The organism is Mesorhizobium sp. M0030, assembly GCF_040323695.1.
In the GTDB taxonomy this organism is placed as follows: Bacteria; Pseudomonadota; Alphaproteobacteria; order Rhizobiales; family Rhizobiaceae; genus Mesorhizobium.
Genome location: NZ_JAMYVE010000004.1, coordinates 362,184 through 378,888, shown reverse-complemented (window position 1 = coordinate 378,888; position 16,705 = coordinate 362,184). Strand labels below are relative to the sequence as shown.

At 64.3% G+C, this 16,705-nt stretch carries 12 protein-coding genes; 11 read left to right on the top strand and 1 reads right to left on the bottom strand.

Going from position 1 to position 16,705, the window contains the following annotated elements; genetic code table 11:
* Window positions 1–84: 84 nt before the first annotated feature.
* From NKJ80_RS11890 to amaB, 11 genes are all read left to right on the top strand, one after another.
* Window positions 85–1,281, top strand: coding sequence for an acyl-CoA dehydrogenase (locus NKJ80_RS11890; protein ID WP_023699743.1), 1,197 nt, complete (start codon window positions 85–87; stop codon window positions 1,279–1,281).
* A gap of 248 nt (window positions 1,282–1,529) precedes the next feature.
* Complete coding sequence (locus tag NKJ80_RS11885) at window positions 1,530–4,889, top strand: transglutaminase family protein (protein WP_352497613.1); 3,360 nt, start codon at window positions 1,530–1,532, stop codon at window positions 4,887–4,889.
* A 6-nt stretch (window positions 4,890–4,895) separates the two neighbouring features.
* On the top strand, window positions 4,896–7,307 hold the full coding sequence (locus NKJ80_RS11880; protein ID WP_352497612.1) for a circularly permuted type 2 ATP-grasp protein: 2,412 nt from the start codon (window positions 4,896–4,898) through the stop codon (window positions 7,305–7,307).
* 1 nt (window position 7,308) lies between these two features.
* Window positions 7,309–8,193: a transglutaminase family protein gene (locus tag NKJ80_RS11875; protein ID WP_023683456.1), complete on the top strand. Its 885-nt coding sequence runs from the start codon at window positions 7,309–7,311 to the stop codon at window positions 8,191–8,193.
* A 101-nt stretch (window positions 8,194–8,294) separates the two neighbouring features.
* Window positions 8,295–9,230 (top strand): glycosyltransferase family 2 protein, encoded by a 936-nt coding sequence (locus NKJ80_RS11870; RefSeq protein ID WP_023686317.1) that lies wholly within the window; start codon window positions 8,295–8,297, stop codon window positions 9,228–9,230.
* On the top strand, window positions 9,223–10,101 hold the full coding sequence (locus NKJ80_RS11865) for a glycosyltransferase family 2 protein (protein ID WP_352497611.1): 879 nt from the start codon (window positions 9,223–9,225) through the stop codon (window positions 10,099–10,101). The genes NKJ80_RS11870 and NKJ80_RS11865 overlap by 8 nt, the downstream gene beginning before the upstream one ends.
* Window positions 10,098–10,859: a hypothetical protein gene (locus NKJ80_RS11860; protein WP_023671779.1), complete on the top strand. Its 762-nt coding sequence runs from the start codon at window positions 10,098–10,100 to the stop codon at window positions 10,857–10,859. The genes NKJ80_RS11865 and NKJ80_RS11860 overlap by 4 nt, the downstream gene beginning before the upstream one ends.
* A gap of 63 nt (window positions 10,860–10,922) precedes the next feature.
* Window positions 10,923–12,023, top strand: a complete 1,101-nt coding sequence (locus NKJ80_RS11855; protein WP_023699740.1) for a DNA topoisomerase IB — start codon at window positions 10,923–10,925, stop codon at window positions 12,021–12,023.
* Between the two features lie 82 nt (window positions 12,024–12,105).
* A complete protein-coding gene (locus NKJ80_RS11850; RefSeq protein ID WP_023671781.1) occupies window positions 12,106–12,480 on the top strand; it encodes a YciI family protein in 375 nt (124 codons plus the stop codon).
* A complete protein-coding gene (locus tag NKJ80_RS11845; protein WP_023707663.1) occupies window positions 12,477–13,751 on the top strand; it encodes an RNA polymerase sigma factor in 1,275 nt (424 codons plus the stop codon). Before NKJ80_RS11850 ends, NKJ80_RS11845 begins: the two co-directional genes overlap by 4 nt.
* Window positions 13,752–13,926: 175 nt before the next feature.
* Window positions 13,927–15,441, top strand: a complete 1,515-nt coding sequence (amaB, locus tag NKJ80_RS11840) for an L-piperidine-6-carboxylate dehydrogenase (RefSeq protein ID WP_352497610.1) — start codon at window positions 13,927–13,929, stop codon at window positions 15,439–15,441.
* Window positions 15,442–15,646: 205 nt separating this feature from the next.
* On the opposite strand, the gene NKJ80_RS11835 is transcribed toward amaB, so the two are convergent.
* Window positions 15,647–16,516 carry a hypothetical protein gene (locus tag NKJ80_RS11835; RefSeq protein ID WP_023671785.1) on the bottom strand — a complete coding sequence of 290 codons (870 nt, stop codon included), beginning with the start codon at window positions 16,514–16,516 and terminating at the stop codon, window positions 15,647–15,649.
* Window positions 16,517–16,705 lie beyond the last annotated feature (189 nt).

Genomic DNA, 16,705 nt, shown 5'->3' with positions numbered 1-16,705 from the left:
GATCTGTGATGCAATTTTGTTTGATTTTTCCGAAGCGGAGGTGGATAAGCCCGAGCACTTCAAGATTTGGGAGAGGGCGAAGCCATGGCCGCCGACAAGAACGCGTTCGTCTGGGAAGACCCCTTCCTGATCGAGAACCAGCTTTCCGAGGATGAGCGTATGGTGCGCGATGGCGCGGCCGCCTTTGCCGCCGACAAGCTCGCGCCGCGCATCGAGGAGGCCTATCTCGAGGAAAAGACCGACGCCGGCATTTTTCGCGAGATGGGCGAGGCCGGCCTGCTCGGCATCACCATTCCCGAGGAATATGGCGGGCTCGGCGCCAATTACGTCACCTACGGGTTGGTGGCGCGCGAGGTCGAGCGGGTCGATTCCGGCTACCGGTCGATGATGTCGGTGCAATCGTCGCTGGTGATGTACCCCATCCATGCCTATGGCTCGGAAGAACAGCGCAAGAGGTACCTGCCGAAGCTGGCTTCGGGCGAATGGATCGGCTGTTTCGGCCTGACCGAGCCGGATGCCGGTTCCGATCCGGGCGGCATGAAGACGCGGGCCGAGAAGACGGCGAACGGCTACAAGATTTCCGGCTCGAAAATGTGGATATCCAACGCGCCGATCGCCGACGTGTTCGTGGTCTGGGCGAAGCTGAAGGGCGACAACGGCAAGGACGAAATCCGCGGTTTCGTGCTGGAGAAGGGCATGAAGGGGCTGTCGGCGCCGAAGATCGGCGGCAAGCTCAGCCTTAGGGCCTCGATCACCGGCGAGGTGGTGATGGAAGGCGTCGAAGTCGGCGAAGACGCGCTGCTGCCCAACGCCAGGGGCCTCGGCGGCCCATTCGGCTGCCTCAACCGGGCCCGCTACGGCATTTCCTGGGGCGCGATGGGCGCCGCCGAGGATTGCTGGCACCGGGCCCGGCAGTATGGACTCGACCGCAAGCAGTTCGGCAAGCCGCTCGCCGGCACGCAGCTGTTCCAGAAAAAGCTCGCCGACATGCAGACCGAGATTGCGCTCGGCTTGCAGGGCTCGCTGCGCGTCGGGCGGCTGATGGATGAAGGCAAGATGGCCCCGGAAATGATCTCGATCGTCAAGCGCAACAATTGCGGCAAGGCGCTCGACATCGCGCGCCAGGCCCGCGACATGCATGGCGGCAACGGCATCCAGATCGGCTACCACGTCATGCGCCACGCGCAGAACCTGGAGACGGTCAACACCTATGAAGGCACGCATGACGTGCATGCGCTGATCCTTGGCAGGGCTCAGACGGGGATACAGGCGTTTTTCTAAGCTGTGCCGAATTCAAGTGAGGCCGGCCTGCAAATGGCCGATACCTGCGCTTCCGGTGCTCGCGTACCAAAAGTACGCTCTGCTCCGGTTCTCGGTATCAGCCATTTTCGACTCGGCCTGACCTGAATCTCGACACAGCGTAGCCGACTTCGGCTGCTTAATTTAGGTGCAGCGCAACATCTCTGCTTGGAGAATGGCCAATAGATGTGTCAGGGTTCGGCTGAAGAAACGCCGATCTCCGGGGCCCCATGGCAATACTGGCAGCCGTCTACCACCTGACCCATTACAAATACGACCGGCCGGTGGTTCTCGGGCCCCAGGTCATCAGGCTGCAGCCGGCACCGCATTCCCGCACCAAGGTGCTCAGCCATTCGCTGAAGGTCGGGCCGGCGAACCACTTCGTCAATCTGCAGCAGGACCCCTACGGCAATTTCCTCGCCCGCTTCGTCTTCCCGGAACCGGTGACGGAATTGAAGATCGAGGTCGACCTCGTCGCCGACATGACGGTCTACAATCCGTTCGATTTCTTCGTCGAACCATCGGCCGAGACCTTCCCGTTCGAGTACCCCGAAGACATCAGGGACGATCTCGCCATCTACCGCACGCCGGAGCCGGCGGGGCCGCTGCTGTCTGCTTTCCTCGCAACCATCGACCGTAGCGCCACCAACACCGTCAACTTCGTCGTCGACCTCAATGCGCGGCTGCAGCGGGAGATCGCCTATATCGTGCGGATGGAAACCGGCGTGTTCTCGCCGGAGGAAACGCTGGCCGCGAAAAAGGGATCGTGCCGGGATTCGAGCTGGCTGCTGGTGCAAATCCTCAGGAATCTCGGCCTCGCCGCGCGTTTCGTCTCAGGCTATCTGATCCAGCTGAAGCCCGATCTGGTCGCGCTCGATGGCCCAGCCGGAACCGCCGTCGATTTCACCGACCTGCACGCCTGGTGCGAGGTCTATCTGCCGGGCGCCGGCTGGATCGGCTTCGATCCGACGTCCGGCCTGCTCACCGGCGAAAGCCATGTGCCGCTGGCGGCCACGCCGCATTTCCGCAACGCCGCACCCATTTCCGGCATGGCGAGCTTCGCCAATGTCGAATTCGGCTTCGACATGCGTGTCGACCGCATCGCCGAACATCCGCGCATCACCAAGCCATTCTCGGACGAAAGCTGGCAGGCGCTGGATGGGCTGGGCAACAAGGTCGACGCCGCACTTCAAGCGGGCGACGTCAGGCTGACCATGGGCGGCGAACCGACCTTTGTCTCCATCGACGATTTCGAGTCCGCCGAGTGGAACACCGCCGCCGTCGGCCCGACCAAGCGCGAAAAGGCCGATGCGCTGATCCGTAAATTGCGCGAACGCTTCGCGCCGGGCGGCTTCCTCCACTACGGCCAGGGCAAATGGTATCCGGGCGAGAGCCTGCCGCGTTGGACCTTCTCGCTGTATTGGCGCACCGACGGCCAGCCGGTGTGGAGCGATCCGTCGCTGATCGCACACGAAAAGAGCGATGCGGAGGTCGGGCCGCAGCAAGCCGAAAGCTTGCTGACGGCAATCGCCGGCGAACTCGGCATCGACAAGGCGATGGTCAGCGAGGCCTATGAGGACCCGGCCGAATGGCTGCTGAAGGAAGGCAAGCTGCCCGACAATGTCGATCCGTCCAACTCCAAGCTGGAAGACCCGGAAGAGCGCAGCCGCATGGCGAAAGTGTTCGAGCGCGGGCTGACCAAGCCGTCCGGCTACGTGCTGCCGGTGCAGCGCTGGAACAGCCAGGCTTCGGACCCGCGCTGGCGCTCGGAGAAGTGGAAGACACGGCGCGGGCGGCTGTTCCTGGTGCCGGGCGATTCCCCTGTCGGTTACCGCCTGCCGCTGGGCACGCTGCCCTATGTGCCGCCGGCGCAGTTCCCCTATATCGTGCCGGTCGATCCGTCGCTGCCGCGTGGACCGCTGCCGGCGCGGGAAGCCATACTGCCAGAACCGGCTCCGGCCGAACTGGAAGGCGCCGACGAGATGGCGCGGCGCCAGCAGGCGGTATCGTTCACTGCGACGACCGGTCAGCAAGACCGGGTCGAGCAGGAGATCACCGAGATCGGCGGCGCGGTGCGTACAGCACTTTCGGTCGAGCCGCGCGACGGCAGGCTGTGCGTCTTCATGCCGCCGGTCGAGGCGCTGGAAGACTATCTGGAGCTCGTCGCAGCCGCAGAAAACGCGGCCAAGGCGATCGGCCTTCCCGTGCATATCGAAGGCTATGGACCGCCGCACGATCCGCGCCTCAACGTCATCAGGGTGGCACCCGATCCCGGCGTCATCGAGGTCAACATCCATCCGGCTGCCAACTGGCAGGACTGCGTGGCGACGACGACGGCGATCTACGAGGAAGCACGGCAGACGCGGCTTGGCGCCGACAAGTTCATGATCGACGGCCGCCACACCGGTACCGGCGGGGGCAACCATGTCGTCGTCGGCGGCGCGACGCCCAATGACAGCCCGTTCCTGCGCCGGCCCGATCTGTTGAAGAGCCTGGTGCTGCAATGGCAGCGGCGCCCGTCGCTGTCCTATCTATTCTCCGGCCTGTTCATCGGCCCGACCAGCCAGGCGCCGCGCTTCGACGAGGCGCGGCACGATTCGCTTTACGAACTCGAGATCGCGATGGCGCAGGTGCCGCATCCGGGCCAGGGCAACCCACCGCTGCCTTGGCTGGTCGACCGACTGTTCCGAAATCTGTTGACTGACGTCACCGGTAATACGCACCGCTCGGAAATCTGCATCGACAAGCTGTTTTCGCCCGATGGCCCGACTGGCCGGCTTGGGCTTGTTGAGTTCCGCGGTTTCGAGATGCCGCCCAATGCGCGCATGTCGCTGGCGCAGCAATTGCTGGTACGCGCCATCATCGCCCGTGCGTGGAACAACCCGCTTGATGGCCGCTTCGTGCGCTGGGGCACCTCGCTCCATGACCGTTTCATGCTGCCGCATTATGTCTGGGCGGATTTCCTCGACATGCTCGACGACCTCAAGCTCAACGGTTTCGAATTCCGGCCGGAATGGTTCGATGCCCAGCTGGAGTTCCGCTTTCCGTTCTGCGGCGAAGTCCAGCATGCCGGCATCAAGCTGGAACTGCGGCAGGCGCTGGAGCCGTGGCATGTCATGGGCGAGCAAGGCGCAATCGGCGGCACTGTGCGTTTCGTCGACTCCTCGGTCGAACGGCTGCAGGTCAGGACCGAAGGCCTCAACCCGGAACGTCATGCCATTGTCTGCAATGGCCGAATCGTGCCGATGAAGGTCACCGACAATCGCGAGGTCGCGGTGGCCGGTGTGCGCTTCAAGGCCTGGCAGCCTTCGTCGGGCCTGCATCCGGCGCTGCCGGTCAACACGCCTTTGGTCTTCGACATTTACGACCGTTGGTCGGGGCGGGCGGTGGGCGGCTGCGTCTACCATGTCGCGCATCCAGGTGGGCGCAGCTACGACACTTTCCCGGTCAACGTCAATGAGGCCGAGGCGAGGCGTCTCGCCCGCTTCGAGCCGCGCGGCCATACGCCGTCGGCCTATGTGCTGCGCAATGAAGAAGCCTCTGAAGACTTCCCCATGACCCTTGACCTCAGGCGGCCAGCAAGACTCTGATCAGCGATGGCAAAGGGGAATCAGAAAAAGGTCCGCGGCAAGCCGCTGAGGCACAGTCTGCTGGAGCACTACCAGCCGATTGACGGCGTCGTCGACGAGATGGTCGATGCTTCGGGCCATCCGCGTCCGGCCTGGGCGCCCTTCATCGAGGCGCTGGAGGAGCTGGGTCCCGAAAAGCTGGGCCAGCGCTTTGCCCGCGCCGACCAGTATCTGCGCGACGCCGGCGTTTATTATCGCGTCTACGACAAGGCCGGCGCCAACGAGCGCGAATGGCCACTGGCGCATATCCCGCTGCTGATCGAAGACAAGGAATGGGCCGGGATCAGCGCCGGTCTCGTCCAGCGCGCCGAGCTTTTCGAGGAGATAGTCGCTGATATCTATGGCCCGAACCGGCTGATCGAGAAGGGAATCCTGCCGGCAGGCCTGATTGCGGCGAGCCCCGAATTTTTGCGCCCCGTCGTCGGCACCATGCCGGCCAGCGGTCATTTCCTGCATTTTTGCGCCTTCGAGCTCGGTCGTGGGCCGGATGGAAGCTGGTGGGTGCTGGGCGACCGCACGCAGGCGCCGTCGGGCGCCGGCTTTGCGCTGGAAAACCGCGTCGCCACGACGCGGGCTTTGTCCGACGTCTATGGCGAGATGCATGTGCATCGCCTGGCCGGTTTCTTCCGCCGCTTTCGCGATGCGCTGATCGGCATGGCGAAGGAGAATGACGGCCGCGTCGCCATTCTGACGCCGGGGCCGCTCAACGAGACTTATTATGAGCACGCCTATATCGCCCGCTATCTCGGCATCATGCTGCTCGAGGGCGAGGATCTGACCGTGTCCGGCGGCAAGCTGATGGTGCGCACGGTTTCCGGGCTGATGCCGATCAGCGTGCTGTGGCGGCGGCTCGACGCCGCCTTTGCCGATCCGCTGGAACTGAGGTCGGACTCGCATATCGGCACGCCGGGGCTGGTCGAGGCGATCCGCCGCGGCACCGTGTCTACGGTCAATGCGCTGGGTTCGGGCTTGATGGAAACCCGGGCGCTGCTCGCCTTCCTGCCGAAGATTTCGCGCGCATTGCGCGGCGAAGAACTTCTGTTGCCAAGCGTCGCCACCTGGTGGTGCGGGCAAGCAACCGAACGGGCCCATGTGCTTGCCAATATCGATCGCATGGTGATCGGTCCGGCGCTGTCGACGCGGCTGGCCTTCGAGGATGACGGCCAGACCAGGCTCGGTTCGGCACTGACGCCGGAGGAACGCATCGCGCTGATCGCGCGCATCGAGAGCGATGGCAGCGGTTTCGTCGGCCAGGAAGCGGTGACGCTGTCGACGACGCCGGTCTATGTCGGCGGCTGGCTGGAACCGCGACCGGCAAGCCTGCGCGTTTATCTGGCGCGCACGCCCGATGGCTGGACGGTAATGCCGGGCGGTTTCGCCCGTGTCGGCCTTTCGCTCGACCCGACGGCCATCGCCATGCAGCGCGGCGGCCAGGCGGCCGACGTCTGGGTGGTCAGCGACCGGTCGGTCGAGCGCGAGACGCTGCTGCCGCAGGAGCATGACAGCTTCGTCCGCACCATGCCGGGCAGCCTGCCCAGCCGCGCGGCGGAAAACCTGACCTGGCTCGGCCGCTATATCGAGCGTTCGGAAGATACGGTGCGTATCCTGCGCGCCTATCATGTGCGGCTGGCCGAGACGTCCGATCCTGACATGCTGCTGCTCGCCGATATCAGGGACTATCTCGAACCCTTCGGCATCGATCTCGAAGCGGCCATTCCGCCCGGATTGATCGGCACGCTGGACAGCGCCGTCTACAGCGCCGGACAGATCCGCGACCGCTTTTCGCCCGATGGCTGGCTGGCGCTGAAGGACCTGTCGAAGACCATTCATCAGTTCGCCACCACGGTGGCGCCGGGTGACGACGCGACACGGGCGATGACGGTCATGCTGCGCAAGCTCGCCGGTTTCTCTGGCCTGTTGCACGAGAATATGTACCGTTTCACCGGCTGGCGTTTCCTCGAGATCGGCCGGCGGATCGAGCGCGGCATCCAGATCGCCCGTACGCTAGCCCGACTGACAAGGTCCGGTGCGCCGGACGGCTCGCTCGACATGATGCTGGAGATCGGCGACAGCGTCATGACCCACCGCCGGCAATATCCGGTGCGGGCCGGACGGCGCACGGTGATCGACCTCTTGGCGCTCGACCCACTCAACCCGCGCTCGATCCTGTTCCAGCTCGAACGGCTGAAGGCGGAGATCGGCCTGTTGCCATCGGTTGGGCCGGAGGGGCATATGTCGGTCGCGGCCAAGGAAATCCTGCAGCTCAACACGGCAATTGCCGTCATGGAGCCATCGGAGATGTCGGCGGAGGTGCTGGACGATCTCGCAACTGAGATCGGCAACCTCTATAGCAGCCTGGCTAAAGCGTATTTCGGTTAACATGCTGTACGATATCAGGCTTCATCTCAGCTACGATTATGACGCCGCGGCCGGTGGCAGCCGGCATCAGGTGCGTGTATTGCCGCCGACCATTGCCGGCGTGCAGCGCGTGATCGCGGCCTCGCTTTCGTTTGTGCCGACCCCATCGGAGCGCACGGATTTTGCCGATTTCTTCGGCAACAATGTCACCGCGATCGCCTTTCGCGACGTCCATGACGGGCTCGACATCAGAATGAGCGCGCGCGTGTCGGTGTCACGGCCGGAGCCTGGGCTCGACGTGTCGCCCGATCTGCAGCGCCTGCGGGAAGAACTCGGCGCCGTACGGTCACTGGCGCCGGATGCACCGCATCACTTTCTCGCCGCCAGCGATCATGCCGGCATCGATGCGGCGATCACCGCCTATGCCCGCGACAGCGCCGGCGGCTCGACGGTCGGCATGGCCATCGATCTGTGCAACCGCATCCACCGCGACTTCACCTATGACGGGGAAGCGACCACGGTGCGTACCGGGGCCAGCGATGCCTTCCGTTTGAAGCGGGGCGTGTGCCAGGACTTCTCCCACATCATGATCGCCGGCCTGCGCGGGCTAGGTATTCCTGCGGGTTATGTCAGCGGCTTCCTGCGCACCATTCCCCCGAAAGGGAAGCCGCGGCTCGAAGGCGCCGATGCCATGCATGCCTGGGTCAAGGTGTGGTGTGGGCGCGATGCCGGCTGGCAGGAATTCGACCCGACCAATGGCATGCGGGCCAGCAACGACCACATCACCGTTGGCTATGGCCGCGACTATTCCGACGTGGCTCCGATCGTCGGCGTGCTGAAAACCACCGGCGGCCAGGTCGGCGACCAGGCCGTCGACGTCATCCCGGTCGCGCTCGAGAAGGCCTGACAGCCTCGAAGCACAGCTTCTCAACAACGGCCATGCCCGTTATGCTCGGTCGAAACTTCGGGGAGGATCGGTCGGCAGGCATGCTGATGCGGAGTTCGGTATTGACGGCAATCAGTGTCATCATCCCGGCGCACAATGCGGCGGCAACCATTGCGGCCACGCTGGCCTCGCTTCGTTCCGAAGCCGAGGTTATCGGCGAGGTGCTGCTGGTCGACGATTCCTCCTCGGACGGGACGGCAGAAGCCGCGCTGAATGCCGCCACGCAATTCTCGTTGCCGTTGCGCGTGCTCAAGAGCAGCTGCCGGGACGCGGGCGGCTCCCGCAATGTGGCGCTGGCGCAGGCGCAATGCTCCTGGATCTACCTGATCGACGCCGACGACTTGCATCTGGAGGGCGGGCTGCGGTCGATGCTGGTCCGGGCGGGGGAGCAACCGGCCGCCGACATGGTGATCGGCGCCTACCGTCGGCGCACCGATGGCGAGAACCGGAACCTCAAGCTTCCAGCCGGCTACATAGAAGACGGTATAGCCAATGCCTCGGCCTATCTGGAAGGTCACATTCGCTCGATCGCCGTGGGCAGTGCCCTGGTTTCCCGGCGCGTCGTCGGCGACACGCGCTTCCCGACCGGGCTTGCCTATGACGAGGACACGCTGTTCTGGTCCAGGCTGATGGGCAGGGCGTCGCTTGCCCTGATCGTGCATCCCGTCATGATCTACCACGTTTCGGCAGTGCGTTCCGATGATCGCTTCATCACCAGGCCGGTGCGCCGCTTTCTCGACTGGCGGCTGGCGCTGCGCGAGCTGACTGACTGTGGCATCCCACTGTCGTCGCTAAAGACCAGGGAGGGGCTGGTCGCCCTCAAGATCGCCCGGGTTCACTATGCGCGCGGCGATCTGGAGACGGCGGCGCGGTTCCTGAGGATCGCGGCGGCGGCGCCGAAGGTGCGGTCGAACACCTGGCGTTGCAGGCGCTACCAGCTGAAGCTGGCGCTGCGGCGCTGGTTTTCCTCTCCGCGCGTCCAGTTGCAACGTGCCTGAATCAGCCCCGCCGCAGCTTGCCGTCATTGTCATCGGCTATCGCGCGCCGGCTCAAATAGTCGAGGCTGTGACATCCCTGCTGGATCAGAATGCGCCGCTCGAGATCATGGTGGTCAACTCGGGCGGAGGTGAGGTCCTGGCGCTGCTGACCGGCGCCGGGGTCAAGGTGCCAGTGATGGAGGTCGGTCGAAGGCTGTTTGTCGGCGCAGCCCGCAATCTCGGCATTGCGGCCACCAAAGCGCCTTTCGTTGCCTTTCTTGCCGATGATTGCCTCGCCTGTTCGGGCTGGGCCGAGGCACGGATGCAGCGGCATCTGGCTGGCGACCGCGCCGTGGCGAGCGCGATGGTGAATAGCCATCCGCGCAATCTGATCGCCTGTGCGGCTCATCTGATCATGTTCATGCGACGGCTTCCCGGTCTGCCGTCGGATCGTGCCCTGCGTTACGGCGTGTCGTTCGATCGGCGGCTGTTCGATGAATATGGCTTGTTCGATGAAACCATGCCTGCTGCCGAAGACACCGAATTTCTGGGGCGGCTGCCGCAGGAACTGCAGCCGGTCTGGGAGCCTAAGGTGCAAACCGTTCATCGCAACGAAACCCGGCTGTCCAGATTGCTTGCCGATCAGTACAGGCGCGGCTGTCGCCGCGGCGATTACCTCGCAGCGTCCGCCCTGAACACTCCGTTTCGGTGTTTTCGCGACACGTTTCGCGATCGGCGGAATGCCCGCAAGCTGGCGAAGATCGGGCTTTCCGATCGGGATCGAACTTTCGCGATGATGTCGATGCCAATTGTCTGGCTTGCCCTGCTGGTCAAATCCGTGGGTGTCTATATTGGCGTGCGAAATCGCGTGAAAGCGGCAACAAGAAAATGATAACGAGCCAAATCAAGCCTCGACGCTGGCGACGGAGCCGACTGTTCTGGACGCGCCAGAGAACGGTCGCAGTTTTCAGCTATCGTTATGACGCGCATCTGGTTGCCGATCTGATCACCAATATCGATCCGGTCGTTGACGGCTGGATTGCCTATGACGATCGCGGGGCGACCGGCGTGTTCAGCAGCGAGCCGCAGCGGCGGCGGATCTTGCTCGACGCAGCGCATGAAGCTGCCGCCGACTGGATCCTGGCTATTGATCCCGATGAGCGGCTGGAACGCGGTACCGCGGAGCGGATCGGACAGCTGACGGGGGATTACAGGCGCATGGCCTGGGGGTTCCGGCTCCGCGAATTGTATTCGCCGACCGAGTACCGGGTCGACGGGCTGTGGGCCGAAAAGTTCCAGTATCGTCTGTTCAGAGCCTACGATCCGGCGAAGTACCGACCAGAGGACTTGCACGGGCTCTGGTATCCTCCCGATCTTGGTTTCAAGGCCCGCAACAGCGGGCTCAACCTCTATCATTTAAAGATGATGGAGCCGAAGCGGCGGATCGCCCGCCGCAATCTCTACCACCACCTTGATCCAAAGGGGCTCCTGCAGGATGTGGGCTATGACTACCTTGCCGATGAGGCAGGGGCCGTGTTCGAACAGATTCCGCCCGGGCGCGACTACCATCCGCCTCACGTCGACGATGGCGGCCTCTGGATGGCCGTGCCGGCTGATGCCACCATTGGTGGACCCGACCACATTCCATAGCAACGCGGTGGAACCAGCAGTCGGCCTGGCGCTTATCTACGAGAAAAATCTCGTGGAGCGGGCATGCTTGACAAATCTGGGACGCCATCCGGCCGGTCGGCTGCCGGACAGGGGGACGATGGAGCGCCGAAGAACGGCGCGCAGACCGCTGCCGAACAGGCCTCGCTCACCTATATCAGCGACAGCGAGCCGGGGATCCGGCGCCTGAAGGCGGGCGAAGGCTTTTCCTACAAGGGCGCGAAAGGACAGGCCGTCGGCGCGGCAGCCATTGCCCGCATCAAGGCGCTGGCCATTCCGCCGGCATGGACGGATGTGTGGATCTCGCCCGATCCCGCCGGCCACATCCAGGCGACCGGCCGCGACCAACGCGGGCGCAAACAGTACCGCTACCATCCGCTGTGGGCCGCCGAGCGCGACGGCGCCAAATACTCCAGCCTTGTCGCCTTTGCCGAAAGCCTGCCGGAGCTGCGCCGCCGGATCGATGCCGATCTGCGCCGCCGTGGCCTGCCGGCCGAGCGCGTCGTGGCGGCAATTGTCTGGCTGCTCGACAACACGATGATCCGGGTCGGCAATGCCGCCTATGCCCGCGACAACAAGAGCTTTGGGCTGACGACGCTGCGCGACCGCCACGTCGACATCAAGGGATCCAGCCTGCGCTTTGCCTTCAAGGGCAAGTCCGGCAAGGAATGGAAATTGAAGCTGGTCGACCGCCGCATCGCCCGGGTCGTGCGCGGCGCGCAGGATATTCCGGGGCAGCAACTGTTCCAATATCTCGACGAGGACGGCGAGAGGCATGGGGTGCGTTCCGACGATGTCAACCGCTATATCCGCGACGCGATCGGCGCCAATTTCAGCTCCAAGCATTTCCGCACCTGGGGCGGTACCATCCATGCCGCGTCGCTGTTTGCGCGGACGGATCTTCCCGAAAGCCAGGCGCAGACCAAGCGTGTAATGAACGCCGTCATCGACAAGGTGGCCGAGCGGCTCGGCAACACACGCGCCGTCTGCCGCAAATGCTACATCCATCCACAGGTTTTCGAAGCCTGGGTGGAAGGGCGGCTGCTTAGCGAAATGACCGAGGCCAACAAGCGCAAGCGATCGATAGACGGTCTCGATGATGAAGAGGCTCTTGTGCTGAGATGGTTGAAGGCAAGCGAAGGCTGACAAAAATGGCGTAACTTTTTTGTCGACGCCATGTCGGCATAGGCCCTACTGTTTCGTCCTTTGAGACAGAAAAGGACGTCCCATGCTCTACGCTATCCTCTGCTATGCCTCCGAAGATGTCGTCTCCTCCTGGAGCAAGGCACAGGATGACGAGGTCATGGCAAAGCTCATGCATGTGCAGGAAAAATACGCTCAAGCCGGCCGGCTTGGGCCGGTGGCGCGGCTTTTGCCCACCACCGCCGCGACGACGCTGCGCAAGGTCAAGGGCGAATCGGTCGTCATCGACGGACCGTTTGCCGAGACCAAGGAACAGTTCCTCGGCTTCTACACGCTGGAATGCGCCGATCTCGACGAAGCCGTCGACTTCGCGCGCGAGCTTTCCGAGGTCAATCCCAGCGGCGGATCCTATGAGATCCGACCGGTTTCCGTCTTCAACCCAACCAGAGTAGCCACATGACAGACCTCGCCTGGATAAGCTCGGCGATCAGCGCTGCCCGCCCGCAGGCTATGGGTGCGCTGCTGCGCTATTTCCGCAATCTCGATACGGCGGAGGAAGCTTTCCAGGACGCGTGCCTGAGGGCACTCAAGAACTGGCCGCAGAACGGGCCGCCGCGCGATCCTGCGGCCTGGCTGATCTTTGTCGGCCGCAACACCGGCATCGACGCGGTGCGCAAGCGCGCCAAGCAGGCGCCGATGCCGGAAGAGGACCAGATCTCGGACTTGGAAGATGCCGAGAGCGATATCGCCGAACGGCTGGACGGCGCGCACTACCGCGATGACATATTGCGGCTCTTGTTCATCTGCTGCCATCCGGATCTGCCGCCTACGCAGCAGATCGCGGTGGCGCTGCGCATCGTCTCCGGTCTCACCGTCAAGCAGATCGCGCGTGCGTTCCTGGTCGGCGAAAGCGCCATGGAACAGCGCATCACGCGCGCCAAGGCGCGCATTGCCGATGCCGGCGTGCCGTTCGAGACGCCCGGCGCGGTCGAGCGCTCGGAGCGGCTCGCCGCCGTTGCCGCCATGGTCTATCTGATCTTCAACGAAGGTTATTCCACCAACAGCGGCGAGGCGCCGGCGCGTGCGCCGCTTTGCGAGGAGGCGATCCGGCTGGCGCGCCTGTTGCTGCGGCTGTTCCAGACCGAACCGGAGATCATGGGCCTGACGGCATTGCTTTTGCTGCAGCATGCGCGCGCGCCGGCCCGCTTCGACGAGAATGGCGAGATCGTGCTGCTCGACGACCAGGACCGCTCGCTGTGGAGCCGCAAGATGATCGACGAAGGCCTGGCGCTGGTCGACAAGGCCCTGCGCCACCAGAAGCCCGGACCCTACCAGGTGCAGGCGGCGATCGCCGCCCTTCATGCGCGGGCGGCAACCCCCGAGGAGACCGACTGGACAGAGATCGACCTGCTCTACAGCCTGCTGGAGGCGATGCAACCTTCGCCGGTGGTGACGCTGAACCGTGCCGTTGCGGTCGCCAAGGTGCGCGGGCCGGAAGCTGCCCTTGCCATGATCGAGCCGCTTGGCGAGAGGCTGTCCGGCTATTTCCACTTCTTCGGCCTCAAGGGCGGTCTGTTGATGCAGCTCGGCCGTGGCGAAGAGGCGCGTGTCGCCTTCGATCGCGCCATTGCGTTGGCCAACACGGCAGCGGAAGCCGCCCATATCCGCATGCATATCGACCGGCTGATGCGGGACGGAGCCGTGAAGGCGCCGGCGAAGACAGCGCACTAAGCCTGTTCCTCCTCTGGCTCAATCGTGCAATCCCGGCTTGGACCATGCCGGGGTGGCGATTTTCCCCTGAAACGAGTAATGGCACGCCATGACAGCGCCCGCGGCATGCGGGCGATAATGGCGCCAAGGCTCGACCGCCGCCCTATGATGGCGAGCGGATCTGAAAGGGATGAAAATGACGATAGCGAAGGAAACGGCCGAACTTCTGGCGAAACTGGGTGTGGCCAAGGACGCGCTGACCGGCGGCGACCTCGTCGTGCGCAGCCCGGTGACGGGTGAACAGATCGCGGCGCTGAAGACGATTTCGCCGGCCGATGCGGCCAAGACCATCGATGCCGCGCACACGGCGTTCCAGGCCTGGCGGATGGTGCCGGGTCCCCGGCGCGGCGAACTGGTGCGGCTGCTCGGCGAGGAGTTGCGCGCGCACAAAACCGAGCTTGGCCGGCTGGTGTCGATCGAGGTCGGCAAGATCCCGTCGGAAGGCCTCGGCGAAGTTCAGGAAATGATCGACATCTGCGATTTCGCCGTCGGCCTTTCCCGCCAACTCTACGGTCTAACCATCGCCACCGAGCGTCCGGGACATCGCATGATGGAGACCTGGCATCCGCTCGGCGTCGTCGGCGTCATTTCGGCCTTCAACTTCCCGGTCGCGGTGTGGTCGTGGAACGCGGCGCTCGCGCTGGTCTGCGGCGACGCCGTGGTGTGGAAGCCCTCGGAAAAGACGCCGCTGACGGCGCTCGCCTGCGAGGCGATTTTTGCCGGCGCGGTCAAGCGCTTCGGCTCGGATGCGCCGCAGGGCCTGGCACCGGTGCTGATTGGCGACCGCTCCGTCGGCGAGATCCTGGTCGACCACCCGAAGGTGGCGCTGGTTTCTGCCACCGGCTCGACCCGCATGGGCCGGGATGTCGGCCCGCGGCTGGCCAAGCGCTTTGCCCGCGCCGTGCTCGAGCTCGGCGGCAACAATGCCGGCATCGTCTGCCCGACCGCCGATCTCGACATGGCGCTGCGCGCCATCGCCTTTGGCGCCATGGGCACCGCGGGCCAGCGCTGCACGACGCTGCGGCGCCTGTTCGTGCATGACAGCGTCTATGACACGCTGCTGCCGCGGCTGAAGAAGGCCTATGAGAGCGTCTCGGTCGGCAACCCGCTGGAGACGTCTTCGCTCGTCGGGCCGCTGATCGACAAGGGGGCGTTCGACGCCATGCAGAAGGCGCTCAAGGAAGCCACCGCTCACGGCGGCAAGCTGACCGGCGGTTCGCGGGTCGAGAATGGCCATCCCGATGCCTATTACGTGCATCCGGCGCTGGTCGAAATGCCGAAGCAGGTGGCTCCTGTCACCGAAGAAACCTTCGCGCCGATCCTCTACGTGATGAAATATTCCGATTTCGATGCAGTGCTCGACGAGCACAATGCGGTCGGCGCCGGACTGTCGTCGTCGATCTTCACCCGCGACCTGCAGGAATCCGAGCGCTTCCTCGGCGTCGATGGTTCGGATTGCGGCATCGCCAACGTCAACATCGGCACGTCGGGCGCCGAGATCGGCGGCGCGTTCGGCGGCGAGAAGGAAACCGGCGGCGGCCGCGAGAGCGGCTCCGATGCCTGGAAGGCCTATATGCGCCGCGCCACCAACACGGTGAACTATTCCAAGGCGCTGCCGCTGGCGCAGGGCGTGTCATTCGACATCGATTGAGATGCTGCGCCCGGCTTTTGACCAGTTGATCCACCCGAACCCGTCGGGCGGATCGCTGCCGCTCGCGCGGATCGTTCCGCTTTCAGTTCGCCCCCGCTGTCCAGATGTCCGTATCCCGACGGCGGAAAGGCCACCTCGGCCATGCGCCCGGACGGGTCCTCGCGGTCGGCACGACCGGCTGCGCAACAGCGTCTGCGCCGAACGTTCAGCCAGCGTGCGGCGACGCCGGTCGGCAGGCCTCGAACGCGGCATCGATAACGGCAAGCTTGGCGGCCTGGACGGTCATGTATTCCTGGTAGAAGCTGTTCGAGACCCACATTACGGAATGCCCGCGCCGGCCCAGCCAGCCGACGCTGCCGAGCTTTTCGGCGTCGCGCAATTTGCGCGCAAGATGGGTGCGCGAGAGTTTTAGCCAACTGGCGAATTCGCCGATCGAAACCACGCTGGTCGGGATCCGGTCGAGGGCGGCATTGTCGGGATCGATGCCGGACATCAGCCAATCCATGACGATGCCGCCATTGTTGAGCCAGATGAACAGCGAAAACGTCTGCTTGGGCTCACGCACAGGGTTGGAGGAGAGCAGGCCTTCCGCCACCAGCGGCTGCAGCCTGGAAATCATGCCGTGCTGCTCGAGAAAGGCGGCGAGGCGGCTGCCGCTGTCGAGACCGTCGAGCGTGCGCAGATGCGCAACCACCCAGCCGTCGAATTCCTTCAGCGTCGCTGCCGTCACCTGAAACGGGTGGGCTCGTCCGTCACCGGTGTGCGGCAGGTATTCGATGATGTGATAGTGCAGCATCTCCTTGATGAAGGCTTCGGCCGTGTTGCGGCTAGCGACGGAATAGTGAAGCACGGCATCGATGAAGCGGGCCAGTGTCAGTTCCGTGCGGGGATCGCGCGGGTCGCGGGCGAAATGCAGGGCTAGGCCGGTGTGAGCCAGCAACCAGCGCTGTTGCGTGGCGAACACGGCGGCCAGGCGTGGGCTCGTTTCATAGATATGCAGCAGCGCCTTCGACTGCGCCTCGACATGACGGTGCAGCGCCGGATGGCCGGCAATATATTCGAAATTCAGCGCCATCCTCCTCGTCCTCCGGCCAGCCCCCCGGCAGCGAAGACGTGCAATCACATTTCCAGCCTTAGCCGCCCGTGTCCAGCCATGCCAACCCGGACAAAAGGCCTAGAGCGAGCCTGGGCTATCGTTCCAGCTATTACGGCCGCAACCGCGAGGTGATGGAGAGCCATCGCGTCCTAGCCACGAACACCACAT